The sequence below is a fragment of the Bacillus sp. AFS031507 genome, assembly GCF_002584635.1.
GTDB lineage: Bacteria > Bacillota > Bacilli > Bacillales > Cytobacillaceae > Neobacillus.
The window spans coordinates 68,206-94,048 of record NZ_NUOW01000006.1 but is presented as its reverse complement, the minus strand read 5'-3'; the positions used below and the strand labels follow the sequence as shown (position 1 = coordinate 94,048).

Below are 25,843 nucleotides of genomic sequence, written 5' to 3'. Positions count from 1 at the left end.
TATAAGTTAATTATTCTTAATTTTACTTTTATTCTTTGATATTTTTAGCTTGAACTTGAAGTTCTTTTAAAAATTCCTTACCTGCAGCAGAAAGAAATTTGCTTTTTAATCGAATAGAATAATAGGAAAGTTTCAAATCAATTCCTTTTACAGGTTTAACGATAATATCTTCTCTTTGATAAAACGGATCGGATTTAATCACTATGTCCGGTTCAAATCCGATTGCCAATCCCTGTGAAATAAAATATTTTTTAGTTTCAGAATTTTGGGAAGAAACAAGAATGTTAAGATTGCTATATTCTCCAAACACTTGAGTGAGAAAGTTTTTTCTGTCATTATCACTTAAGTAGTTGGCAACAATTGGATATTTATGTATATCCTCCAAGGTAAGAATGTCTTTACTAGCCAATTCAGAATCATTTCTAAAACACAGCATCATTGAGCTATCAATAATCTGTGTTGATGTAAGCAGTTGATTTTCTTCATGAAAAAAGGAAAGATTAAAGACTAGTCCTATATCCGCATCACCATTCAAAACGTCTTTTCGAACTTGAGGAGATGTTGATTCTTTAATTTGAAGAGTAATTCCTGGGAATTTTGCATTAAGCTCAGCCGATGTTTTAGGGATGATACTCCTGCAAATGGCTGGATCTGCTGAAATGGATAACTGTCCTTCGATATCCGTAGAATCACCTTTTGCCTCCTGTTTAAATTCCTCTATACAATTTAATATCTCTTGTGCTTTTATTATTAATTTTTTTCCGGTTTCGGTTGGTTCTAATCCAGTTCTAGAGCGTTCAAATATCTTTTTTCCGAGTTCTTCCTCTAAACTGCTGATTGCAAGACTTATACCTGGTGAAGATACATAAAGTCGTTCAGCCGCAGTTGCAATTGAGCCAGTTTTTGCTATTTCCGTTATGTATAAGAATTGCTCGATACGCAAAGATTCACCCCTAATACTCTGTTCTTTATTCTGAATTTGATTTGTATACTATTCTGTTACGAACAGTGCTGCTTAATTCCAAACATAATAATTACTTAAGGTAACTTTTAATATCTTAACTTTAAAAAAGTATATTATAAAATTATCATATATGTAAAGGTGGATATCAATTTGAATTTTATGAATTTTCCTTCAGACTACATGTCTTATAAGAATATATTTCTAATGAAAATTTGGTTTAAGGAGTGGTCAAAATGAGATTAAAGGATAAAGTTGCAGTAATTACGGGTGGAGGAAGTGGAATTGGCCGGGCAACATGTCTAAAATTTGTCGAAGAGGGTGCCAAAGTTGTTGTAGCAGATTTTAATGAAACTGCAGGAAATGAAACGGTTGAAATGCTTATAGAAATAGGCGGAGATGCGGTATTTAAAAAAGTAGATGTTACCGACTTCCAACAAGTCGAAGATATGATTAATTTTACAGTTGAAACCTTTGGCCGTATCGATACCATTTTTAATAACGCGGGTATAGCATTTGGTAAACCTTTACTTGAGCTAAATCCAGAAACGTATGAAAAGATTATCAAAGTGAACCAAGATGGAGTCTATTACGGAATTACACTTGCAGGCAGGAAAATGCGTGAGTTAGGGATTCAGGGGACGATTATTAATTCATCCTCCGTATTTGGATTTTTAGCGAATGCCTACACCTTTAGTTACAATGCATCGAAGGGTGCAGTGAGATTAATGACGCAAACTGCTGCGTTAGAATTGGCACCATATGGTATTCGTGTAGTCGGTGTCGCTCCTGGTGTAGTTGACACGCCAATTTACGACCCTGTCAGAGCAATAGGTCGTGAGGACGAATTCACACATAAACAAATGACGAAAGCATTCACTCCGCCATCACACATCGCAAATGTTGTAGCATTTTTGGCGTCAGAAGAAGCACTTGCGATTAACGGAAGCACGATTTTGGCTGATGATGGATATGCATCTTTTAAATAGGACGAAAAAAACAAATGAAGGCATCCACTATTAAGTGGATGCCTTCATTATGTATTTTAATGTGGAAAGTAGATGGAAACGTGAGCTTATATCTTGCTTTAGAATTGTTTTTACAATTCTTCAGGATTTTCTCAAATTATCTCTACCATTAATATTTTCTTAACACACCTTTTGTTTTCTATGCTTTATTAAAATAAATCATAAAATTATCATTATTATAAAGATTCCTACTATTTACTGTCAAAATGAATGTTAGTAATGCGATATAAATCCAAATTATTTTTTTCTAAGCCCCATAAACCTATTTTAACAAGGGAAGTGAGTCCATTGAATAGTTTACAAAAAGGAGTTTCAGTTTATCCGATTACAGTTCCTACAAAGTACAGCGTTAAGAGTTTTAATTTTTATTTATGGGAGGATGGCAATTCCCTTTCCTTAATTGATGCAGGTCTGGATTCAAATGAGTGTTGGGAACAATTTAACAACACTTTATCTGAGTATGGATTTTCTCTAAATGATATAACCCAAATCATTCTCACCCATTCGCACGAGGATCATATTGGATTAATAAACCGTATACTTTCAATAAGGGAAATCCCTGTCTATGCACATTCAGACTCCATCCCATGGTTGAAACGGGACAAAGAAACTCTTTCATTATGGATAGAGTTCTATAAACAACTTTATCATGAAATGGGATGTGGTGATACGGGAATACAAAATATTGAAAGAATAAAAAAATCGTTAAAGGCAAGAGAAAATTATACAATTCATACTGATATTATCCCGCTTAATGAATCAGATACCAAAGCTGGATTACAAGTTATAGAAACACCAGGACATTCACCTGATCACTTGGTTTTTTATAATCAAAAGGAAAAATGGCTATTTGGAGGGGACCTTCTTATTGGCCATATGTCTAGTAACGCACTCGTTGAACCTGATAAAGAAGGTACACGGTTATTAACCTTAGTTCAATATATCGAATCACTTGAAAAATGTCTGAATCTCGATATAGAGACAATATTCTCAGGACATGGACAACTTATCTCCAATCCTAAAGACTTAATTACAACAAGACTAAAGAAAATCAATCAAAAATCAGATCAAATTTTGAACTTAATCGTAAGTGGAATTTCATCAGCTGACCAACTGGCACGAACCTATTATAAGGATAAGTATCAAAAAGAGTTCGAATTAGTTATGTCCGAAATAATTGGTCATGTGGACTATTTGGAAGTGTCAAACAAAGTGAAGAAAGAGCTAAGAGATGGAGTATGGCACTATACACAAATCTGAGGACTATATTATACAAGACTTAAGCTAGTAATGGATAACGTTACTAGCTTTTATTCATCTTTTTTAATATATAAAGATAGTTAGATTAGTTTGTAAGATTATTTAGTTAGATACATCCAAATCATTTTAATTTTTTATAAATTTTTCCATGCTGAAAAATGATCCTTAATATTTTCTAAACGTACCTTTGGATTTTAAATCTTTATTAAATTATAAAATAAAAATATCATACTATTATAAAGATTCATTTAATTCTGAATCTAATTAAACAATCTTTTCAATTTAGAAAAAGAGGGGGAAGTTTAGGAGTAAAAAGGTATCGTTCTTGGTTAGAAAATGATAGCGCTTACAAAATTTAGAACTCTTAAACCCATATGAATGAAAAATAATAAGATATTGAGGTGTATATATGAATAAAGAAATTCAGAATAAAGGCTCAATTTATTTAAGTAAACCTTGGCTTGCTTCTTATCCAGAAGGAGATCCGCATCGTGTTGAAGTACCGTCTAGTACGATATTCGACATCCTGGAAAAGTCAGCATACAAGTATCCTAATAAAATTTCTGTCGTGGATGGAGAGAGAGAACTTACCTTTGCCGAGTTGAAAAATAATTGCGAACGTGTTTCCATAGCTCTCTATAAGCAGGGATTTCGCAAGGGAGATCGCATCTCGATCATGTTGCCGAATTGTCTTGAATATGTCATTGCCTTCTTTTCCATTCAACGCTTAGGCGGTGTCGTTGTTCAGGTCAATCCTAATTATCAGCCGGCAGAATTGGATCATATCCTACGAAATTCAGAGTCAAAAGGTATAGTGTCCTTCCGAGATCAAAAGGAGAAGCTAGAGAAAATCGAGTTGTCGGATGAAGTTATCTTTATTACGGCAGATCAGGAAATAAAAGAAGAAGATAATTTACATCATTGGATCGCTACTGAGACCACCGAACTTCTATTTAGAGACGTTGAACCGGAAGACATTGCATTTTTAGCGTTTACAAGTGGTACAACAGGCCGGCCAAAGGGAGTTATGATTTCACACTCCAACATGGTCTCCATGCAGTATATAGGGTATGGTTCAGGTCTTTATAGGGTGTTTGAGAAAGGGGAACATTGCAACCTTGGTTTTGCTCCACTCTATCATACCATGGGGTTGTACAGTTTACTGGAAGCAATTTTTATTGGTGCACGTTTATATCTCATTGATAAATTTGATATGAATTACATTTTAGAAATGATTCGTAAACAGCGACCGACCATTTTCTACGGTTCCCCTACGATGTATATAGCGTTACTAAATCACCCCGACTTAAAGAAGGATGACTTAACCTGTTTTCAATATTGTATTTGTGGTTCAGCCCCATTACCAATTGAAGTGATTAAAAAGTTTGAAGAAATCACGGGAGCTCCGATGGTGGAAACATGGGGATTATCGGAAGCGACAGCCGGGGTAACGCGAAACCCAATAACAGGAATAAGAAAAGTAGGAAGTACGGGTATTCCAATGGCAAATTTAGAAGTGAAAATTGTGGATATCGCAACAGGAACGATGGAAATGCCAATTGGTGAGCCCGGTGAGATCCTGGTTAAGGGACCAATCGTTACCAAGGGATACTGGAAAAATCCAGAAGAAACGGAAAATACCATTCGTGATGGCTGGCTGCATACGGGTGATATCGGAAAAATGGACAGTGATGGCTATTTCTATATTGTAGGCAGAAAGAAAGAGATGATCATCACGGGAGGCTTTAATGTTTATCCTGCAGAAGTGGAAGAAGTAATCTATCAGCATCCGGCAGTATTAGAAGCGGGTGTATACGGTATTCCAGACTCGTATCGCGGAGAAACGATTAAAGCAGCCATCGTTCTTAAAAAAGGAGCTACGTTAACAGAAGAAGGAATCCAAAACTGGTGCAGAGAACGATTAACTAGATATAAAGTTCCTCGCATCATTGACTTCAGAGAGTCTCTGCCGAAAACAGCCGTTGGAAAAATACTGCGCCGGCAATTAAGGGATGAAGATGAAACGCAGATTAATCAGTAAGGATAAGTTGTATTTGAACAGGTATTTCTAAAAATTGGATTCTGTTTAATTTCAGTGGGAATAGTTGAGCATGATCGCGATGTAAAAGAAGTAACTATATTTTCATGTTAAACTTTCGATTAAGGAAAGATAAATGAAAGGAGTAACGAGGTTTTTTTCGTTGCTCCTTTCATTTTTTTTCTCTTATGATATTCCTCCCATGTCTAACAATTAATATTTACTTAACGCACCTTTTAATTTCTGAACTTTTAAAAATTACTCTATAAAATTAATATAAATATAAAGATTCATACTATTTCGATACTTGGCGAATCTCACATTTCTTAGTCAAGCTAATTTTCATATATTAATTGGTTGTTAAAAAGTTTGTTGAGAAAGGAATCAGAGAAAATGAACATTATAGTATTAATTAAACAAACGTTTGATACAGAAGAGAAAATAATTCTTCAAAACGGCAACATTTGCGAAGATGGCGTCAATTTCATTATCAATCCTTATGATGAATTTGCGATTGAAGAAGCTATAAAATTACGTGATTTACATGGTGGCGAAGTAACGGTTATCACAATCGCACCAGAACATGCTGAAAATGCTCTCCGAACAGCCCTTGCAATGGGGGCAGATAAAGCAATCATTGTAGACAATGAAGACCAGGTATTGGATGAGTACAGCATTGCCAAAGTTCTGGCCGCCGTAATTAAAGATCTGGAATTTGATCTTATTTTAAGCGGTAATTTAGGTGTTGATTATGGTTCTGGACAAGTAGGACCTCGTCTTGCTGAAGAACTTGATATTCCACAAATAACAACCATTACTTATATGGAGATTAATGGAGTTACAGCCTTAATCGAGCGCGATGTGGAAGGGGATAAAGAGCTAGTGGAAGTTTCACTCCCTGTACTTGTAACAGCGCAACAAGGGTTAAATGAACCACGTTATCCTTCATTACCCGGTATCATGAAAGCGAAGAAAAAACCAATAGAACGATTAGAGATTGAAGATTTGGATATTGAAGATGATATAGAAGCAAAAACGACTGTGACGGGAACGTATTTTCCACCAAAAAAAAATGCTGGCCGTATCTTGAATGGAGAATTAATGGATCAAGTAATGGAACTAGCTAATCTTCTCCGTAGTGAAGCGAAGGTACTTTAACCAATTTTGGAGGACGAATGATGATGAGAAAAGTACTTGTATTGACAGAAGCTAAAGCTGGAAACTTACGAAGCGTGTCACTCGAAACATTGACCGCTGCACACCTTATTGCAGAGGGTGGGGAAATCGTAGCAGTAGCTATTGGTAGTGAAGCTACTCATTATGCAAACGTTTTGGGGAAACATGGGGCAAATAAAATATATATTATAGACAACAAAGACTTAGATGTGTATACAACAGATGCTTTTTCACAAGCATTGCGTCAGGTAATTGATGCTGTAGAGCCAGATGCGATTCTAATGCCGCACACCGCAATTGGAAAGGATCTTGCACCGCGCATTGCGGCGCGTTATGGACTTGGCCTGGTATCCGACGTCATCGATGTTCAGGTTGAAAACGGTGATGTTATCTTTACTCGTCCTATTTACTCTGGAAAAGCGTTTGAGAAAAAGAGAGTAGTATCCGGCATCCCATTTGCAACAATAAGGCCGAATAATATACCTGTGGAAGAAATTATCGGAACGATTGAGATTGTACATTTTAATGTAGTTATCAAAAACTTGCGGACGATTATTAAAGAGGTTGTGCGCAAAACGACAGGCCATGTAGATCTATCAGAAGCAAAAGTAGTCATCTCTGGTGGTCGCGGCGTTAAATCAGCAGAGGGTTTTAAACCACTTCAAGAACTTGCAGATATCCTTGATGGTGCTGTAGGTGCATCACGAGGAGCATGTGATGCAGAATATTGTGACTACTCTTTGCAAATTGGACAGACTGGTAAGGTTGTTACACCTGATTTATATATTGCATGTGGGATTTCTGGTGCAATACAACATTTAGCAGGAATGTCAAACGCGAAAATTGTTGTTGCGATTAATAAAGATCCAGAAGCGCCTATTTTTCAGGTGGCTGACTACGGAATTGTTGGAGACTTGTTTGAAGTGGTTCCGTTACTTACAGAAGAATTCAAAAAAGTACTTTCCAATGCTTAAACAGAACATTCAAATAATGTGATACTCCATTATTTTTAATAATATTAAGTACTTTCTTAATGTAGGTCCCAATTAAAGTTCAAACAACAAGAGATTAATAGATTCTAAGTGTAAGGATTTTTTCCTTCTATTATATATATGAAAAACATAGAGATGGAAATGGTTGGTGACATGTATCAAAATTAAGTAGCAATAGGAGAGGCATCATGGATCCGAGAGAATTTTATTATGAAAATGAATACAATCTATTAATACATGAATTGGAAATATCAGAAAAAAAATACGGATTAACTAATCGAAAAACCCTTGAAATCAGCCAAAAATTAGATTCTGTGCTCAACGAAATCATGAGAATAAAATATCCTAGATTAAAACAATTGGAGCAAATTCGCTAGAAGGTCTTTTCTTAATCAGTTTTTAGGAGTGAAGAGCGATGAAGATAATAGGAGAAATTTATAAGATAAGATCCTATTTTGATGATAAATTACAGAAAAATGTAAATATTTCATTTATTGAAACAGATGAATTAATAAAAGTAAACGGGACTATGATCAAACTCTTGCCAATCATAAGTGAGAGCTCGTCTAATTACAAAGAAGGGGAGAAAATTGAGCTGGATGGGGAAATTAGGTTCGAATATATAATTACTTCAAAAGGTAACCGTAGTGCTGCACCAATCCCTGTTATTCGACAATGCCTATCATTTTAGCGTTAGATTACTTGTAAATAGCTCAAAGAAATTTTCTGAGTGGCAATTGGTTGATTACTGAATGAACGCAAATTACTTGATTTTTTCACTAGGTCTAATAGAATTCCAAGTTTTTCTGTCAAATTTTTAAAATACTATTTTTTTTAAAAAAATTTATTAATAAGGGGTAACAAAGATGAATTTTCAATTATCTGAAGAACATAAAATGATGCAAAAAATGGTGCGCGATTTTGCATTAAACGAATGTGAGCCTACTGCTGCACAGCGTGATGAAGAAGAAACCTTTGACATGGAGATTTGGCACAAGATGGCTGACCTTGGCTTATGCGGGATTCCTTGGCCGGAAGAGTACGGAGGAGCAGGTGCTGATTACTTGAGTTATGTAATCGCGGTAGAAGAATTGTCGAGAGTTGATGCTTCCATCGGGGTAACACTTTCCGCACATACATCATTAGCCGGATGGCCTGTGTACAAGTTTGGAACAGAACAACAAAAGCAAAAATATTTGAGGGCGATGGCAGAAGGCAGAAGTATGGGGGCATATTGCTTGACGGAACCCGGTTCAGGATCAGATGCCGGAGGGATGAAAACAAGGGCCGTTTTAGAAGGTGATGAGTGGGTCTTGAACGGATCGAAGATTTTTATCACAAATGGAGGCTATGCCGACACCTATATCGTATTCGCACAGACCAACTCGGAGCTAAAGCATAAAGGCATTACGGCGTTTATTGTAGAAAAGAGCTTCCCTGGTTTTTCCATAGGAAAGAAAGAGAAAAAGCTGGGCATTCGTTCTTCCTCCACCACGGAAGTGATTATGGAGGACTGTCGGGTTCCGAAGGACAATCTTTTGGGTAAAGTGGGAGAAGGATTCATGATTGCGATGAAGACTCTAGACGGTGGACGGAACGGGATCGCTTCCCAAGCGTTGGGAATCGCTCAAGGAGCATTTGATAAAGCAGTCGCATATGCGAAGGAACGCGTCCAATTTGGCAAACCGATTAGCAATCTTCAAGCCATCCAATTCAAGTTAGCCGATATGGCGACAAAAATCGAAGCATCTCGTTTGCTTACGTATCAAGCTGCTTGGCGTGAGGATCAAGGAATATCTTATGGGCTGCAGTCGGCCATGTCCAAACTGTTTGCAGGTGATACCGCAATGGAAGTAGCTATTGAGGCCGTGCAAGTATTTGGCGGATATGGATACACAAAGGACTATCCAGTTGAACGATATATGAGAGATGCCAAGATCACACAAATCTATGAAGGGACGAATGAGATTCAGCGTCTTGTTATTGGGGGATATTTGCTCAAAGAATAGAGTATATACAACTAGTAGTTAAGCAATAGAAGGAATTTGGACTGTAATCTATGACTCTTGGATTATAAGAATGAAATTAAACTATTGAAAAAATAATAATCTTTCGACCGGAAGGAAGAAGCTTAATAAATTGAGGAGGGAATTTATGAGATTTCAAGGTAAAGTGGCCATTGTTACAGGTTCAGGAAAAGGGATTGGTAAGTCAATTATTCAAAAATTGGTTCAAGAAGGTGCTTTAGTTACCGTAACTGATTTGAATAAGGAAACATGTGAAGAGACTGCTAGGGAAATCCTCCAGGGCGGTGGAAAGGCAATCGCTGTGGCAGGAGATGTATCAAAAGCAGAGGATGCAAGAAATATTGTTGAAAAGACAATAGAAGCATATGGGAAAATTGATATTCTCGTTAATAATGCTGGTGTTTTGAAAGATTCGCGCATCAAAGACATGGAAGAGGACGATTGGGATAAAGTAATCGATGTTTGCCTAAAAGGTGCATTTCTCTGTTCCAAATATGCTTCTGCACATATGGTTGAACAAAATTACGGGAAAATTATAAATATTTCATCACGAGCCTATCTAGGAAATCCAGGTCAAGCAAACTACTCTTCTGCCAAGGCAGGAATTGTAGGTCTAACACGATCACTGGCAAAAGAATTAGGTAAGAACAATATTAATGTCAATGCGGTAGCACCCGGTCTGATTGAAACGGATGCGCTAAAGAATCATCCCAAATATGAAAAAATTAAAGAGCTGCAAAAGAAAGATACACCAATTCAACGAATTGGATTACCTGAAGATGTAGCGAATGCCGTTTTGTTTTTTGCATCTGATGATGCAGCTTATATCTCGGGGGATATTTTACACGTCTCCGGTGGGAGATTTGGTTGATCAAGTGTTAGTGGAAGCATCTTAATAAGCGGAATATTTGAAACAGGTAATGAGGAGGATAACGATGTCAAAGGAGACCTTATATTTTGAGGATTTTGAAGTAGGAGAAAGATTTTTATCTCCTGCTAGAACAATCACGGAAACAGATGTTGTAAATTTTGCTGGCTTATCTGGTGACTACAATGCCCTTCATGTTGATAGTGAGTATGCTAAAGATTCCATTTTTGGAGAACGCATTGCGCATGGTCTCCTTGGATTGACGGTATCCTCTGGGTTATTCACAAGGACGGACCTGAATAGGCGTATGGCGGAGTCCTTAATAACCCTTTTGGGGATTAATTCCTGGAGATTTCTAGGTCCTCTTAAATTCGGAGATACCATACATCTTGAAATTGAAATTGTAGGAAAAGAAGAAACAAGTAAGCTTGATAGAGGAATTGTTTATTTTAAACGGAAAGTGATCAACCAAAGGGGAAAGGTTATCCAAGAAGGGACTACTCCCATGTTGATTTTAAGAAATAATCCAAAACAAAAAATATAAAGGAGGAAATGAAATGTCTCTAGTATTATCTGATGAGCAAATAATGATAAAGGATACCGTTAGAAGATTTTTAGATAAGGAAATCTTACCTATGGTTGATAGCTATGAGAAATCAGGAAAAGCTGTTTCGAAGGAAATTGTTCAACAATTAGTGCCATTTGGCTATTTAGGAGGACTTCTTCCAGAAGAGGCAGGAGGTTTTGGGCTAGATTACACCACCTATTTTACCATGATTGAAGAATTATCCAGAGTTTGGCCATCCTTACGTGCAACTGTTGGACTTACCAATTCGGTACTGACACATATCTATGAATATGGTACTGAAAATCAGCGAAGAAAATTCTTAGACTCTTTACTTAAAGGAGAAAAATTTGGCTTCTTTGCCCTGACTGAGCCTAATGTTGGATCGGATACTTCCAGCATTCAAACACGGGCAGAGTTAAGAGGAGATAAGTGGATTATCAATGGGTCGAAAATGTTTATCACCAACGGGATAGAAGGTGAAATCGGTATCGTCATCGCGCAAACAGATAAATCCAAAGGAAATGAAGGAATTGCAGCTTTTATAGTTGAAAAAGGAGTCTCTCATTATGAAACGAAACCGATTGAAAAAATGGGAACCACCAGCTGTCCATTTGCAGAGTTAATTTTTGAAGATTGCGAGATACCAGCAGAAAATTTGCTTGGAAAAGTAGGAGATGGATTAAGGCAGGGTCTTAAATTCTTGAATAGCGCAAGGGCAATGGTTGCGTTCATTTCTACTGGAATTGCCCAAGCATGTGTGGATGCTTCGGTAAAGTATGCGAAGGAACGGGTTCAATTTGGAAAACCAATTGGAGGGTTTCAACTAATCCAAGCAAAAATCAGTGAAATGGTAACCCTGACAAGCGCTATGCGTTTACTTGGTCTTCAAGCCAGCCATTTGTTGGATCAAGGGAAATCCTGCAAAGTGGAATGCTCAATGGCCAAATACTTCTCCACTGATCAGGTATTAAAAGTAGCTGAAGAAGCTTTACAAATACACGGTGGGTATGGATACACGAAAGAATTCCCTGTTGAACGATATTACCGCGATATTCGATATTTTACAATCGCAGAAGGAACAAATGAAATGCAAAAATTAATCATAGGTAGAGAAATTTTAGGAATATCAGCTTTTTCATGATCGTAGTTTATTCTATAAGTAAAATTAATTAGCAAAACCTCAGAGAGTGGAACAAATATGAGGTGCACTTAAATTTTGTAGAAAAAAAGATCTATTTAATAGAGTTATGTCATTCAGGAATCATCTGAACTGAAAATTCGACTAATGTGATTTTTTTGTATTAAAGTTGAAACGCTATTTCTTATTGCGCAACATTTAAGGAGTGTTGGGTTTGATTACTGCAGAACTATTAACAGAATTAAAGGCAATTGTACCTGTAGAGCGAATCAAAGAAGGTGAGCAAAATCATCCGCTGGGTAACACAAGCAGTGTGAACGTTTATCCGCGATCAGAGGAAGAAATAGCAGCCGTTCTTAAATATGCCAACGAAAAAGGGAAAAGTGTATTTGTTGAAGGCAATGGAACGAAAAGAGGGTATGGCGGCTTGACCGAGTCAGCCGATATATTACTCTCTCTTACTAACTATAAGGGCATCGTGGAACATGTTGTAGGTGACATGACGTTAACCGTAAAAGCTGGAACAACCTTTAAAGAATTACAGGATTACCTTGAAAAGTATAAACAAAAGATTTCACTCGACCCATTCATGCCGGATTCAGCTACGATAGGCGGCGTTATCGCATCCAATGAAAGCGGCCCCAAGCGGCTGGGCTATGGATCTTCCAGAGATACAGTCATTGGGCTAAGAATAGTGTACCCCGATGGTAAAATCATTCGATCCGGTGGAAGAGTTGTAAAAAATGTGGCGGGCTATGATATGAACAAATTATTTATAGGTTCAATGGGTACTTTGGGAATTATATCTGAAGTAACTTTAAAGCTTCGTCCACTGCCTAAGTATGAAAGTCTATTATTACTAATGTTCCCGCAAGGAAATATTGAGAAAATCCGGGCGTTTTCCACTAATCTTTTGGATTCCATGATGGAACCAGTCACTCTTGAATTGCTAAGTCCAACACTTTCAGAAAAATTGACAGGTCAAAGCTTCTTCACTTTAGCAATCGGACTCGAGGATGTTGAAACCTCTGTACGGTATCAAGAGAATTTTATAAAAAGTATTCTGCCAGAACAGGCAGAAATGAGAATACTCGCCCCACAAGAAACGCAGACGTTTTGGAACCAATTTTATTCCAATAGCTTGAATTCCTTGGAAGATGGAAGCGATGTAACTTCGGCTTCTTTGAAAATTGGCGTAGTAAACCTTGATGTAACGCATGTAATAAAAGATATCCATCTCCTGGGCGAATCTCATAATTTAGTGGTAGAAGCCCACGGTGGATTAGGACATGGTTTGTGTCAGCTAAACCTGAAGGGAGCAAAAGAGGATATCGTTTCCGCCATCCAAAAAGTTAGAGAAACGGATACAAGGTTGGGGGGATACGCCGTAGTAAACCATTTGCCTTTTGCTTTACGACAGAATGTAGACGTTTGGGGTGAAAAGCCATCGTATTTCTTCCTGATAGAAGGAATTAAAAACAAGGTGGACCCAAATAGAGTCCTAAATCCTAAAAGATTTATAGGGGGAATTTAATGATGGGGATAAAGGTAGCCGATTTAAAGCAAGAGGCGGCGTGTACTCCTAGTATAAGTAATTTTCTCATGAAAGATCACCCGGATGAAAACAAATGGGCAGATTGTGTTCACTGCGGCATGTGCCTGGAATCATGCCCGACGTATGAGCTGACAGGCCAAGAACAGCATTCCCCCCGCGGAAGGGTTCATTTAATTAAATCAGTGGCAGAGGGTAAAATCGCTGTCAACGAGCAATTTATGGATCCTGTTTTCGCTTGCCTTGACTGTCGTGCCTGTACAACCGCTTGTCCGGCAGATGTTGACGTTGGCGGACTAATCGAGGAAGCGCGTGGCCAGATTCGTCAGGCTATACCGCTTACAGGACTGAAAGGAATGGTAAGCAAGGTGTTCCTGAAAGGATTGTTCCCACATCAAAACCGGCTGAATTCACTAGGAAGCATGCTAAGATTCTATCAAAAGAGCGGTATACAAAAGGTTGTCCGAAAAACTAAGCTAATCAATATCATGCCCCAGCATTTAGTGGACATGGAAGCGATTATGCCAGAGGTGAACGAGCCGGTTCGTAAAAAGTACAAAAATCAAAACATCATTAAAGCAAAAAGTAAAACAAGGAATGAGGTTTCATTCTTAACCGGTTGTGTCATGGATGTTATGTTCAGTGATATTAATGAAGCAACGATTAATGTATTAACTCGAAACGGAAATGACGTGATCATTCCGAAAAACCAAACCTGCTGTGGAGCACTGCATATACATGCAGGTGACCGTGAAACAGGTAGAAAACTGGCAAAGCAAAATATTGAAGCATTTAAAGATGCCGAAAAGGTTATTGTCAATGCAGCTGGATGTGGGTGTGCACTAAAAGAATATCCGGAATTGTTCCGAGAAGATCCTGAGTGGCATGAAAAAGCAGAAAAGTTCGCGGCAAAGGTCGAAGACATTTCGAAATACCTCCATGACACAGGATACGAAAAACCAAAAGCTGAATTAAACACACGTATTACCTACCATGATGCATGCCATTTGGCACACGGACAGGGTGTACGCCAGGAACCCCGCGATATCTTGCTTGATATACCTGGAGTAGAGATGGTGCATATGCCAAATTCGGACAGATGCTGTGGAAGTGCAGGAATTTACAATATAACAAATCCGGAAATGGCCTCAGCTATACTCGATAGCAAAATGGAAAATGTCCCTGAGGATGTTGAAATGATCTCGATGGGTAACCCTGGGTGTATGCTCCAGATGGCTATGGGCGTGCAAAAGCACGGCAGAAACCAAAAAATAGTGCATACCATTCAACTCCTGGATTGGGCTTATCAAAAAGAGGACGGTAAGGAGGGGCAATAATGGCGGTCAAAGGAATCAAAACAAAGGATCGGCATATTATTAATCTTGCAAACATTGTAGGGGATGCCTGTTCCATCGTTTACCATAAGGAAGACTTAATCGCTTATGATTGTGATGGCTTCACATTACATAAGCATTTGCCAAAAGCTGTTGTATTCCCGAAAAACACAAAGGAAGTGGCAGCGCTAGTTAAATATTGTGCTGACAATCAATTGCCTTTTCTGGCCCGTGGTGCTGGGACGGGCCTGAGCGGAGGGGCTATTCCTATAAATGAAGAGGTTGTTATCAGCTTAGTTAGAATGAAGAAATTGTTAAGTGTGGATCTCGAGAATAGACGTGCGGTTGTAGAACCTGGTTTTGTCAATCTGAAGCTGACGAACTCAATTGCTGATAAAGGCTATTATTATGCTCCGGACCCTTCAAGCCAGTACTGTTGTACCATCGGTGGAAATGTCGCCGAAAATGCTGGAGGTGCTCACTGTCTTAAGTATGGTGTGACAACGAACCATATCCTTGGCCTTGAGGTTGTTTTACCAAATGGTGAAATCGTTGAAATTGGAGATAATGGCATTCCTGATGCACCGGGATATGATTTGCTTGGTCTGTTAACAGGTTCTGAGGGGACATTGGGGATTGTGACCAAAATAACGGTCCGAATTCTGAAGAACCCAGAAGCAAAACAAACGGTGTTGGCTTATTTCGATAAAGTGGAAGATGGCAGTCAAGCCGTTTCTGATATCATTTCAGCTGGAATTGTGCCTGCAGCACTGGAAATGATGGATAAAACAGCGATAGAGGGAGTGGAGGCGGCAGCGTTCCCAGTAGGTCACCCAAGAGATATTGAAGCAGTACTGCTTATTGAAGTGGATGGGATAGCAGCAGGATTGGATGAGCAAATAAATCAAATCTTGGATGTCTGCAAAAACAGAAACGTCCGTGAGGTCAGAGCGGCCCAGAATGAGGCTGAGCGAGGCAGATGGTGGGCGAACCGTAAAACGGGATTTGGTGCAATGGGGGCGATTTCTCCAGATTATTTAGTACAGGACGGTGTTATTCCTCGAAGCAGGCTGCCGGAAGTTCTCAGCAAAATTAATAAAATTAGCGAAGAATCTGGACTCCGGATCGCGAATATTTTTCATGCAGGTGACGGAAACCTTCACCCGTTAGTGCTTTTCGATGCTAGAATTCCTGGCCAAAGTGAAAAGGCTTTAGAAGCTGGAAGTGCCTGTCTGCAAGTTTGTGCTGATGTGGGGGGTACCATTACCGGTGAACATGGTGTCGGTATTGAGAAAAAAGAAGAAATGCGTTTCGTATTCACAGATGATGAAATTATGGCTCAAACAGATATTCGTGAAGTTTTTAATCCTCATAATCTATTAAATGGAGGAAAACTATTCCCGATGCCGGGACGTTGCGTGGAAATCAAGAGTGACTTAAAAGGAAAAGAAACGGCACGTTCATTATAATCTTGATAATGAATAACAATACCATCATTTTTTTTAGTAAACACTGAAACGGTGTTTCGTAATAACAAACAATGCATTTTTGCACAAATTTTTTCTAACCATAGCTCTCAATGAAATTATAGGAGGAATTGTACTATGACAAACTATGTAACAAAAGGGAAACTCCAAGTGGACGAGGAACTCTATGAATTTATTAATTCTGAAGCTCTTCCAGGGAGCGGCTTGGATCATGAGAAGTTTTGGTCTGATTTCGAAGCGTTAATCCACGATTTAACACATAAAAACAAAGAGTTATTAGCTGTTCGTGACGACATTCAAGCCAAACTTAACTCATGGTACCGCGAACACAATGAAAACTTTGACATCAATACGTATAAGTCCTTTTTATCCGAGATTGGATATCTAGAAGTGGGAGTAGAAGATTTTGAGATTACTACAGCTGGAGTGGATGATGAGATCACTCTTCAGGCCGGCCCGCAATTAGTTGTACCGGTAAATAATGAACGATATGCGATTAACGCAGCTAACGCCCGTTGGGGAAGCCTGTATGATGCACTATACGGCACTGATGCAATCAGTGAGGAAGATGATGCATATCGTGAAGGTGATTACAATCCTGTCCGCGGCACAAAAGTAATCGCATTTGCCAGGGATTTTCTTGATCAAGCAGCACCCTTACTAACTTATTCTCACAGGGAAGCAGTTCGCTATACGATTGCCGATGGCAAACTTATCGTGTCTCTAAGCAACGGTTCTGCGACAGGTTTGAAGGATGAAGAAAAGTTTGTCGGCTATCTCGGAAATCCGGAAGACCCAACCGCTATTTTGCTAAAAAATAACGGACTCCATATTGAAATACAAATTGACCGTGACGATCATATTGGTAGAACGGATAAGGCTGGCGTTAAAGATGTCCTGCTAGAATCAGCTGTTACAACTATTATGGACTGCGAAGACTCTGTTGCGGCGGTAGATGCAGAAGACAAGGTGCTTGTGTATCGAAACTGGTTAGGTTTAATGATTGGAGACTTATCATCCACTTTCAAAAAAGGCGATAAATTGATAACACGCACACTCAATCCTGATCGCACCTACTTATCTCCTGCTGGAGAAGAAATTACTTTAAATGGCCGCTCCCTTTTATTTGTGCGAAATGTAGGCCATTTGATGACTAATAGCGCGATTCTGGATCAAAACGGCAATGAAATTCAGGAAGGGATTTTGGATGCAGTCATCACGGCCCTTGCTGCTAAACATACGTTACTAGGAAATGGCCCCTATCAAAACACGGCAAAAGGCTCTGTATATATTGTAAAACCCAAAATGCATGGATCTGAAGAGGTCGCTTTTGCGAATCAGCTTTTTGACAGGGTTGAAGATTTGCTTGGACTTGAACGTAATACACTTAAAATCGGTGTTATGGATGAGGAACGCAGAACCACTTTGAACTTAAAGGCATGCATTAAACAAGTTAAAGACCGCGTAGTTTTCATTAATACTGGGTTCCTTGACCGAACAGGGGATGAAATTCATTCTTCTATGGAAGCTGGTCCAATGATTCGTAAAAATAATATGAAATCTTCAAAATGGCTGCAGGGATATGAACAATCGAACGTAATTACAGGGCTTGCAAGTGGCTTCATGGGCCGGGCGCAGATTGGTAAAGGAATGTGGGCAATGCCGGATTTAATGGATGAAATGCTAAAGCAAAAAATCGGCCATGTTAAAACCGGAGCTAATACAGCCTGGGTACCATCACCAACTGCAGCAACATTGCATGCCTTACACTATCACGAAGTGGATGTACGAAAAGTACAGAATGAAAAGCTCAATCAGACGGCAGACTTACTTGAAGAAATTTTAGAAATTCCAGTCTCTAAAAACCCTGACTGGACCCCTGAGGATATCCAGGAAGAGCTTGACAACAATTGTCAAACTCTACTAGGTTATGTTGTTCGCTGGGTGGACCAGGGAGTTGGCTGCTCTAAAGTATTGGATATCAATAATGTGGGTCTCATGGAAGACCGAGCCACATTACGGATTTCCAGTCAGCATTTGGCTAATTGGCTTCACCACGGCATTTGCACAACTGAGCAGGTCCTAGAGACATTGCAGCGCATGGCCAAGGTAGTAGATCAGCAAAATGCTGGAGATCCTTATTATCGTTCCATGGCGCCAAACTTCGACGACTCGGTAGCATTCCAGGCAGCTTGCGATTTGATTTTCAAAGGCATTGATCAGCCAAATGGCTACACTGAGCCAATTCTTCATCGTAGACGTATAGAAGCGAAAGCAAAGTATGCGGTTAAACGATAATATTTGGAGTTGTGATGATCAGGGGCATTCTAATCAATAGAATGCCTAAGTCAAACCTAATTATTTTATTGAGTCTATTAATACAATTATAGGAAAAATAATATTGAAAGCTGATGGGGAGCCACTTTCGAAACGGTTGTTGCCTGCTGGAAAAGGAAACAAAAATCATCATTTGAAGGAGATGTAACGATGAAATTTACTAGATTTACTCATGATGCTTCCACCCACTTAGGTGTCATAACAGAAGATATTATCAAGGAAATTAAGGGAGATATTTTTGGAGAATGGGAGTTTTCAGGCAATACTTTCTCCATTTCTGATGTGACCCTGCTTGCTCCATTAAAGCCAAACCAAATCATTGGAATTGGAGCTAACTATGTCTCAAAAATTGAAGAAAGACCCACAGAGCTTCCAGAGATTCCGGTTTTCTTCTTTAAACCAACCTCTTCAGTTATTGGGCCCGAAGAAGAAATAATGATCCCAGAAGGAATCGAGCAGGTTAAGTTTGAATCTGAATTAGCCATTATCATTGGAAAAGAAGCCAAAAATGTTTCTGAATCAGAAGTGTTGGATTACGTGTTTGGGTACACAGTTGGAAACGACGTAACAGCTCCTCAATTTTTTCATCAAGACGGCCACTGGACAATCGGAAAATCATTTGACACCTTCACACCGCTGGGTCCAGTTATTGAAACAGAGCTTGATCCATTTTCCGTGAAGGTTGAAGCTAAACTGAATGAAGTTGAAAAACAAAATAGCTCAACCGAATTAATGATTATACCGATCCGCAGAATGTTAGCTTTTTTGACAAATGTGATGACTCTTAAGCCGGGAGATGTAATCCTGACGGGTAGTCCGGTTGGAGCAGAGTTTGTAGGCGCCGGTGACGTAATTGAATGCAAAATAAAAGAGATTGGTACTCTTCGCAATACATTTGTTTCTGCAAAAAGACATGCCACACCTTATTAATATCCTATAAGGCCCGGTAAATGATCTATAATAAAAGCTATTATGGTCAGCCATTTCGAGGTGAATAATTATGGAAAGAGAAAATATGGTGAAATCTGTAAGCCGCGCATTGGATATTATTACTCTGGTAAGTTTAAAAAAAGGCGGCTTAGGTGTTACAGAGATTGCCAATCAAATAGATATCAATAAAAGCTCTGTTTACCGGATCCTGTCAACACTTGTGAAATATGGATATATTGAGCAAGATGAAGAAACTACGCGCTATAAGCTTGGTTACAAATTATTAGAAATCAGTTCAAAACTGCTTGAATCCATTGATCTAAGAGCTGAGGCTACACCTTTTCTGCAGCAGTTGGAAAAAGAAACGAATGAGGTTATTCATCTTGTTGTATATGATCAGGGTGAAGTGGTCTATATTGAAAAATTAGAGGGTAATGAAACACTAAGGATGCATTCTAAAGTAGGTAAAAGAGCATCCGTGCACTGCACCTCAGTTGGAAAAGCAATCCTCGCCTACCTGCCAACCAGTGTTGTCCTGGATATTCTTGAACGTAAAGGAATAGCTAGGCAAACAGATAAGACGATCACGACCAAAGACGCTTTTATCGAGGAATTGGCTAAAGTGAAACAAAAGGGGTACGCACTTGATTTAGAAGAAAATGAATATGGAATCACCTGCATGGCTGTTCCCATCTTTGACCATTTGGGCAAAGTCGTGGCAGCAGTCAGTATCTCAGGGCCAACAATTCGTATGACGGAGGATCGCCTGACACATCTTCAGCCCCTAATGCTATATATTGGTAAACAAATTTCAGCTCGTCTTGGTTATAAACATAGAAGTAGTTAAGTGAATTAACATTTGACCATATTTTTTTTATAAATTTTATGTTGGTCAAATGTTTTTTTAATTTTTAGTTGCATAATTTAAACACACTCGATTAATTATATTTATCATCTTCCCTATTGATTTTTAGCCATAAAATTTCCTTAACGTACCTTTTAATTTCTTAAATATATTTAATCATAAAAATTAATTATCATATAAGTGTAAAGATTCGTATAATTACGGAAATTGAGTAAAAAACAAACAAGAAGGGAATAAGGGAATTTTACTGATTTGCGGGTATTTTTTGAGCAATAAGGGTCTATTTCCAGCAAAGCTGCAATTTTTTTAAAAATAGATTAAATGATTACCGACAGCGATTATATGTAAGGGGTTACAAAAAATGTTTTTTCAAATTAAATATTTATTTTATGTAAGGAAAGGATGCCTGAATTCTTTAAAACGTAGACATAAATGTGTTGTATCTTGGATTGACAAAAACTTAGTGAACCAAAATTAAGCTTGAGTTAAAGTCGAAGTTGTTTGTGATCCAGGAATGGACTATGGATGTATTACATATACGGGGATTTTCCTTATATAAAAAAATATAAGTTTTTGAAAACTTTCTCTATTAACTATTATCAGGAGAGAAAGTTTAGGACTTTCTAAATATATGAAGGAGGGAAGAATTTTTATGAAATCTACTCAGAATAACAACTTTGACGCAATAGTAATCGGGGCAGGGTTTTCGGGGTTATACATGCTACAACGGTTAAGAGAGGCCGGATTTTCCATCCGTGTTTTCGAGGCAAATGGTGATGTCGGAGGCGTATGGTATGCGAATCGCTATCCAGGAGCGAAATGCGACTCAGATAGTATCATTTATAATTACACTTTTTCTGAAGAAATCCTTCAGGAATGGACATGGACTTCAAGATTCCCAGAGCAGGCGGAAATATTAAGTTACCTTAACTTCGTGGCAGATAAATTAGATTTGCGTCGTGATATCCAGTTTAATACACGCATAACTTCTGCACATTACGACGAGGTCAATAAAAACTGGAAGATCCAAACGGAAGATGGGGCCATCCTATCGGCTAAGTACTTCATCTCAGGTGTTGGCTTACTCAATGCCGCAAACGTTCCTAACATAAAAGGCTTAGATAGCTTCAAGGGTGATTGGTATCATACCGGAAAATGGCCGCATGAAGGGGTAGATTTTAAGGGGAAGCGTGTTGGTGTTATTGGAACGGGATCAAGCGGTATCCAGTCCATTCCAATCATTGCCCAAGAAGCCGATCACCTTACTGTCTTTCAGCGTACACCTGGGTACTGTACACCTGCGAGAAACCATCCCTATGATCCGGAGTTCATACGTCAAACAAAAGCAAATTACAGTGAGATTAGGAATCAAACTCGTCACTCCCTTACTGGCTATCTTGATCAACTAATTAATAATAGATCAGCTTTAGATGATACACCGGAAGAACGAGAGAGAGAATACCAAAAGGTCTGGGAGCGTGGGGGATTTGCGATGGGACTTACCTACAATGACTTGATGCTAAACCCAGCAGCGAATGAAACAATAGGAGAATTCATCCGCTCCAAGATAAGTGAAACCGTTAAAGACCCCGAGGTGGCTGAGAAACTGAAGCCAACGTACTTATACGGATCGAAACGGCCGGTCCTTGACACCAATTATTATGAGACATTTAACCGTGAAAACGTTTCCTTGGTTGATGTTAAGCGTGCTCCAATTGTGGAGATCACACCCAAGGGGATCAGAACCGAAGAAGCAGAGTATGAACTAGATATCATTGTTTTTGCAACTGGATTCGATGGGATGACAGGACCCTTGTTTAAGATTGATATCCGTGGTAAAGAAGGGGTGTCACTCAAGGAGAAATGGGCAAATGGAGGTCATGTAAGAACATATCTAGGAATCGCCAACGCTGGTTTCCCAAACATGTTCATGGTTACCGGACCTGAAAGCCCTTCCGCACTAACCAACTTACCAGTATCAATTGAGCAGCATGTAGAATGGATTGGTGATTGTATCGAATATCTTCGCGAGAATGGTGTGGAAACGATTGAGGCAAATGTCGAGGCGGAAGAGGCTTGGAGTAAGCATTGCAGAGAGATCGCTGACAAAACGCTCTATTCTAAGGGTGACTCCTGGTACACAGGCGCAAATATCGAAGGGAAGCCGCGTGGATTCCTCATTTATGTCGGTGGTGTAGGGAATTACCGTAAGAAATGTGACGAGGTCGCGGCTAAAGGCTACGAAGGATTTTCTTTAAGTACCAATAGAGAAACAGTTTCTTAATAAACTAAAGTACTGAAAGAGTATATCATTAGGTGTCTAATAGTGATATTCAAATAATGATAGGGGATGAGTAATAAGTGTCCAAATTATTAGAAGTACATCAAGATAACGTGGCAAAATTCCTTTCTAGCACAAAGCAAATGTTAATCAACGGTGTATGGGTTCCTTCCATCTCTGGTAAAGTTTATGAATCTATTAATCCAGCAAATGGGGAAATCATTGCTAAAATTTATGAGGGGGACAAAGAAGACGTGGCTCGAGCGGTTCGTGCTGCAAGAGCAGCATTTAATGGCCCATGGTCAGCAACTTCTCCTGCAAAACGGTCAAAACTACTCAATAAATTGGCCGATTTACTTGAACAACGTTCAGAAGAATTTGCCTATTTGGAATCGATTGATGGCGGCATTACCATTAATTTTGCACGCTACGGATTTGTACCTTCAGCAATTGCGCACCTTCGCTATTATGCAGGGTGGGCGACCAAATTAACGGGTCAAACGATACCGTTTACAACAGGGGGGAATCTCCATGCCTACACAAAAAGAGAGCCTATCGGTGTTTGTGGTCAAATTACATCTTGGAATATCCCTTTGCTTGGGGCAGTCTGGAAATTAGCGGCTCCACTCGCTGCAGGAAATACGGTGATATTAAAGCCTTCCCAGCAAACTACCCTAACGGCACTGCTATTAGGTGAGCTTATACGGGATGCTGGTTTCCCAGACGGAGTGGTGAATATTGTAACAGGTTCCGGTGGGAAAGTCGGGGAAGCGATTACAAGCCATCCCGATATTGATAAAATTGGATTCACAGGTTCAACGATTGTAGGCAAAGGAATCATGAAAAGCTCCGCTGAAACTTTGAAAAAGGTAACATTGGAATTAGGAGGAAAATCGCCAAATATTATTTTTGCAGATGCAGACATTGAAAAAGCGATAAAAGGTTCCTTTATGGGGATGTTTACCAATCAAGGTCAAGTATGTATGGCGGGTTCTCGACTCTATGTGGAAAAGGAAGTTTATAACCAAGTCACAGAAAAACTAGTTACAATGGCACAAAAAATGAGAGTGGGCAATCCGTTAGATCCTACGTCACAGATGGGGCCGCTGGTCTCCAAGCAGCATCTTGAAACGGTTAAAAATTATATTGAAACAGCTATAAAAGAAGGGGCAAAAGTATTAACAGGCGGAAATACTCTTCAAGATGGCGAGTTAGCAGGTGGGAATTACTTCCAGCCTACGATACTTATTGATCTGGATGAAAATTGTACGGCTGTAAAAGAGGAGATATTTGGACCAGTATTATGTGTCATGCCATTTGAGGATATTGATGAAGTAATTGGAAGAGCAAATTTAACCGAATTTGGACTGGCATCTGGTGTTTGGACGAAAGATATTTCAAAAGCTTTTAAGGTAATTAATGCATTAGAAGCTGGAACCGTCTGGGTAAATAATTATCTCCATTCGGATAATGCTATTCCACTGTCTGGATATAAACAGAGTGGGATAGGATCAGAAATGGGTTATCCAGGTATTGAAGCATACACCAAAACGAAAAGTGTTGTAATTAATCTGGATTAAACTCAAACGGTAAATTTCGAGGAGGGATGTTTAATGAAAGCATTAGTACTAGTAGATAAGCAGAGGTGTGAGGTTAAGAATGTGCAAGATCCTACACCTGATAAAGACGGTATCCTTATTAAAGTAATGGCAAATGGTGTATGTAGAAGTGACTGGCATATGTGGATGCATGGACAGCCGGCAAATCGTATTTTGGGGCATGAATTTAGTGGTGTAGTAGAAGAAGTGGGCAAGGATGTTACTCACTTTAAAAAGGGCGATCGGGTAATTGTGCCCTTTACGGGCAGTGATGGAACTTGTCCACATTGTCTCGGCGGTAAATCCCACCTATGTGACTCTCGCACCTCACCAGGTTCAAACTATGATGGAGGTTACGCAGAATATGTGGCTGTTCCAAAAGGAGATCGAAATGTAATACACCTTCCTGAGGAAATGAATTTCCTTGATGCCTCAGCCTTAGGATGTCGGTTCATGACTGCTTACCACGGTTTAGTCGATCGAGTACAGGTTCTGCCAGGAGAGTGGGTGGCCGTTTATGGGTGTGGAGGCCTTGGTCTGTCCTTAATCAACATTGCAACGGCTATGGGCGCTAATGTAATCGGAGTAGACATCAATGATTCCAACCTTGAATTAGCAAAGCAGATGGGTGCAATTTATACCATAAACAGCCGAGAAACGAATCCAGTTAAGGCAATAATGGAAATCACTAAAGGAGGGGCAGACGTGTCCGTGGATGCACTAGGGTATTCCGAGACATGTGTCAACTCGATTCGCAGTTTAAAAAAGGATGGACGTCATTTGCAAGGCGGTATCATTTCAAATGAAGGTGGGAAGGTTTCGATTCCAGTCAATGAGATGCTTAATAAAGAGATTCGATTCATTTCTACCTTTGGCATGCCTGTTCATCGTTTTTCGTCTTTGCTTCCGCTAGTTGCACAAGGGAAACTAACTCCAGGTAAAATGGTGAATCGTGAAGTATCCCTTTCAGAGGTGAACAGCCTGTTTGAAGGTATGACTCAAAACGCCCTGACAGGTACATTTATTGTGACGAAATTCGAATAATTTCATATAGTTATTCCATTAATGGAGGCTTAAAAGCCAAAAAGTCTGGTTCTTCCTTTAAAAATAGGTAGAACCAGATTTTTTGTGATTAACAGGTTAGGAAGGAAACAATGAAGATGGGAGGTTCTATTATGATTCTGAAAAAAATAGTTGATGAATATGAAATAATAAAAGGAAATTTGAATGAAGCCCGAATGAATTTCGGAAATCATCATCACCTTGTTACCGAATATCAAAATCAATTAGATGATCTATGCACTCGATATTTCGGTGTCAATAAAACTAACAGTAAGTTAAAAAAAGAAAAATAAACCTTTCTTTTTTACACATCTATGTTCAATCTTGTCAGATTATGCGAT

The 25,843-nt window shown here is 39.0% G+C and carries 22 protein-coding genes; 21 read left to right on the top strand and 1 reads right to left on the bottom strand.

Going from position 1 to position 25,843, the window contains the following annotated elements; translation table 11 throughout:
* Window positions 1-28 precede the first annotated feature (28 nt).
* Complete coding sequence (locus COE25_RS07265; RefSeq protein ID WP_098932105.1) at window positions 29-943, bottom strand: LysR family transcriptional regulator; 915 nt, start codon at window positions 941-943, stop codon at window positions 29-31.
* 254 nt (window positions 944-1,197) lie between these two features.
* Between COE25_RS07265 and COE25_RS07260 the strand changes: the two genes are divergently transcribed.
* The 21 genes from COE25_RS07260 to COE25_RS07160 all read left to right on the top strand — a co-directional run bounded on the left by COE25_RS07260 (window position 1,198) and on the right by COE25_RS07160 (window position 25,795).
* On the top strand, window positions 1,198-1,950 hold the full coding sequence (locus tag COE25_RS07260; RefSeq protein ID WP_098932104.1) for an SDR family NAD(P)-dependent oxidoreductase: 753 nt from the start codon (window positions 1,198-1,200) through the stop codon (window positions 1,948-1,950).
* 318 nt (window positions 1,951-2,268) lie between these two features.
* A complete protein-coding gene (locus COE25_RS07255; protein WP_257208719.1) occupies window positions 2,269-3,249 on the top strand; it encodes an MBL fold metallo-hydrolase in 981 nt (326 codons plus the stop codon).
* A 409-nt stretch (window positions 3,250-3,658) separates the two neighbouring features.
* Window positions 3,659-5,290: a long-chain-fatty-acid--CoA ligase gene (locus COE25_RS07250; RefSeq protein WP_098932102.1), complete on the top strand. Its 1,632-nt coding sequence runs from the start codon at window positions 3,659-3,661 to the stop codon at window positions 5,288-5,290.
* Window positions 5,291-5,680: 390 nt separating this feature from the next.
* Window positions 5,681-6,445 carry an electron transfer flavoprotein subunit beta/FixA family protein gene (locus COE25_RS07245; RefSeq protein WP_098932101.1) on the top strand — a complete coding sequence of 255 codons (765 nt, stop codon included), beginning with the start codon at window positions 5,681-5,683 and terminating at the stop codon, window positions 6,443-6,445.
* A gap of 20 nt (window positions 6,446-6,465) precedes the next feature.
* Window positions 6,466-7,437: an electron transfer flavoprotein subunit alpha/FixB family protein gene (locus COE25_RS07240; protein WP_098932100.1), complete on the top strand. Its 972-nt coding sequence runs from the start codon at window positions 6,466-6,468 to the stop codon at window positions 7,435-7,437.
* A gap of 206 nt (window positions 7,438-7,643) precedes the next feature.
* Window positions 7,644-7,832 carry an aspartyl-phosphate phosphatase Spo0E family protein gene (locus COE25_RS07235; RefSeq protein WP_098932099.1) on the top strand — a complete coding sequence of 63 codons (189 nt, stop codon included), beginning with the start codon at window positions 7,644-7,646 and terminating at the stop codon, window positions 7,830-7,832.
* Window positions 7,833-7,870: 38 nt separating this feature from the next.
* Window positions 7,871-8,146, top strand: a complete 276-nt coding sequence (locus tag COE25_RS07230; RefSeq protein ID WP_098932098.1) for a hypothetical protein — start codon at window positions 7,871-7,873, stop codon at window positions 8,144-8,146.
* A 175-nt stretch (window positions 8,147-8,321) separates the two neighbouring features.
* Complete coding sequence (locus COE25_RS07225) at window positions 8,322-9,464, top strand: acyl-CoA dehydrogenase (protein ID WP_098932097.1); 1,143 nt, start codon at window positions 8,322-8,324, stop codon at window positions 9,462-9,464.
* 145 nt (window positions 9,465-9,609) lie between these two features.
* Window positions 9,610-10,353, top strand: coding sequence for an SDR family NAD(P)-dependent oxidoreductase (locus COE25_RS07220; RefSeq protein WP_098932096.1), 744 nt, complete (start codon window positions 9,610-9,612; stop codon window positions 10,351-10,353).
* A gap of 64 nt (window positions 10,354-10,417) precedes the next feature.
* Window positions 10,418-10,894, top strand: a complete 477-nt coding sequence (locus COE25_RS07215) for a MaoC/PaaZ C-terminal domain-containing protein (protein ID WP_180247432.1) — start codon at window positions 10,418-10,420, stop codon at window positions 10,892-10,894.
* A 13-nt stretch (window positions 10,895-10,907) separates the two neighbouring features.
* On the top strand, window positions 10,908-12,059 hold the full coding sequence (locus tag COE25_RS07210) for an acyl-CoA dehydrogenase family protein (RefSeq protein WP_098932095.1): 1,152 nt from the start codon (window positions 10,908-10,910) through the stop codon (window positions 12,057-12,059).
* 211 nt (window positions 12,060-12,270) lie between these two features.
* A complete protein-coding gene (locus tag COE25_RS07205) occupies window positions 12,271-13,590 on the top strand; it encodes an FAD-binding oxidoreductase (protein WP_098932094.1) in 1,320 nt (439 codons plus the stop codon).
* Window positions 13,591-13,592: 2 nt separating this feature from the next.
* Complete coding sequence (locus COE25_RS07200) at window positions 13,593-14,945, top strand: (Fe-S)-binding protein (protein WP_098932309.1); 1,353 nt, start codon at window positions 13,593-13,595, stop codon at window positions 14,943-14,945.
* Window positions 14,945-16,411 carry an FAD-linked oxidase C-terminal domain-containing protein gene (locus tag COE25_RS07195; RefSeq protein ID WP_098932093.1) on the top strand — a complete coding sequence of 489 codons (1,467 nt, stop codon included), beginning with the start codon at window positions 14,945-14,947 and terminating at the stop codon, window positions 16,409-16,411. Before COE25_RS07200 ends, COE25_RS07195 begins: the two co-directional genes overlap by 1 nt.
* Window positions 16,412-16,546: 135 nt before the next feature.
* Window positions 16,547-18,727: a malate synthase G gene (locus COE25_RS07190; RefSeq protein WP_098932092.1), complete on the top strand. Its 2,181-nt coding sequence runs from the start codon at window positions 16,547-16,549 to the stop codon at window positions 18,725-18,727.
* A 189-nt stretch (window positions 18,728-18,916) separates the two neighbouring features.
* On the top strand, window positions 18,917-19,696 hold the full coding sequence (locus COE25_RS07185; protein ID WP_098932091.1) for a fumarylacetoacetate hydrolase family protein: 780 nt from the start codon (window positions 18,917-18,919) through the stop codon (window positions 19,694-19,696).
* A 70-nt stretch (window positions 19,697-19,766) separates the two neighbouring features.
* Window positions 19,767-20,543, top strand: coding sequence for an IclR family transcriptional regulator (locus COE25_RS07180; protein WP_098932090.1), 777 nt, complete (start codon window positions 19,767-19,769; stop codon window positions 20,541-20,543).
* Window positions 20,544-21,213: 670 nt separating this feature from the next.
* On the top strand, window positions 21,214-22,845 hold the full coding sequence (locus COE25_RS07175; protein ID WP_098932089.1) for a flavin-containing monooxygenase: 1,632 nt from the start codon (window positions 21,214-21,216) through the stop codon (window positions 22,843-22,845).
* A gap of 77 nt (window positions 22,846-22,922) precedes the next feature.
* Window positions 22,923-24,422 (top strand): aldehyde dehydrogenase family protein, encoded by a 1,500-nt coding sequence (locus tag COE25_RS07170; RefSeq protein WP_257208718.1) that lies wholly within the window; start codon window positions 22,923-22,925, stop codon window positions 24,420-24,422.
* Between the two features lie 33 nt (window positions 24,423-24,455).
* Window positions 24,456-25,484 carry an alcohol dehydrogenase catalytic domain-containing protein gene (locus COE25_RS07165; protein WP_098932088.1) on the top strand — a complete coding sequence of 343 codons (1,029 nt, stop codon included), beginning with the start codon at window positions 24,456-24,458 and terminating at the stop codon, window positions 25,482-25,484.
* A gap of 131 nt (window positions 25,485-25,615) precedes the next feature.
* Complete coding sequence (locus COE25_RS07160; RefSeq protein ID WP_142354456.1) at window positions 25,616-25,795, top strand: hypothetical protein; 180 nt, start codon at window positions 25,616-25,618, stop codon at window positions 25,793-25,795.
* Window positions 25,796-25,843: the final 48 nt, after the last annotated feature.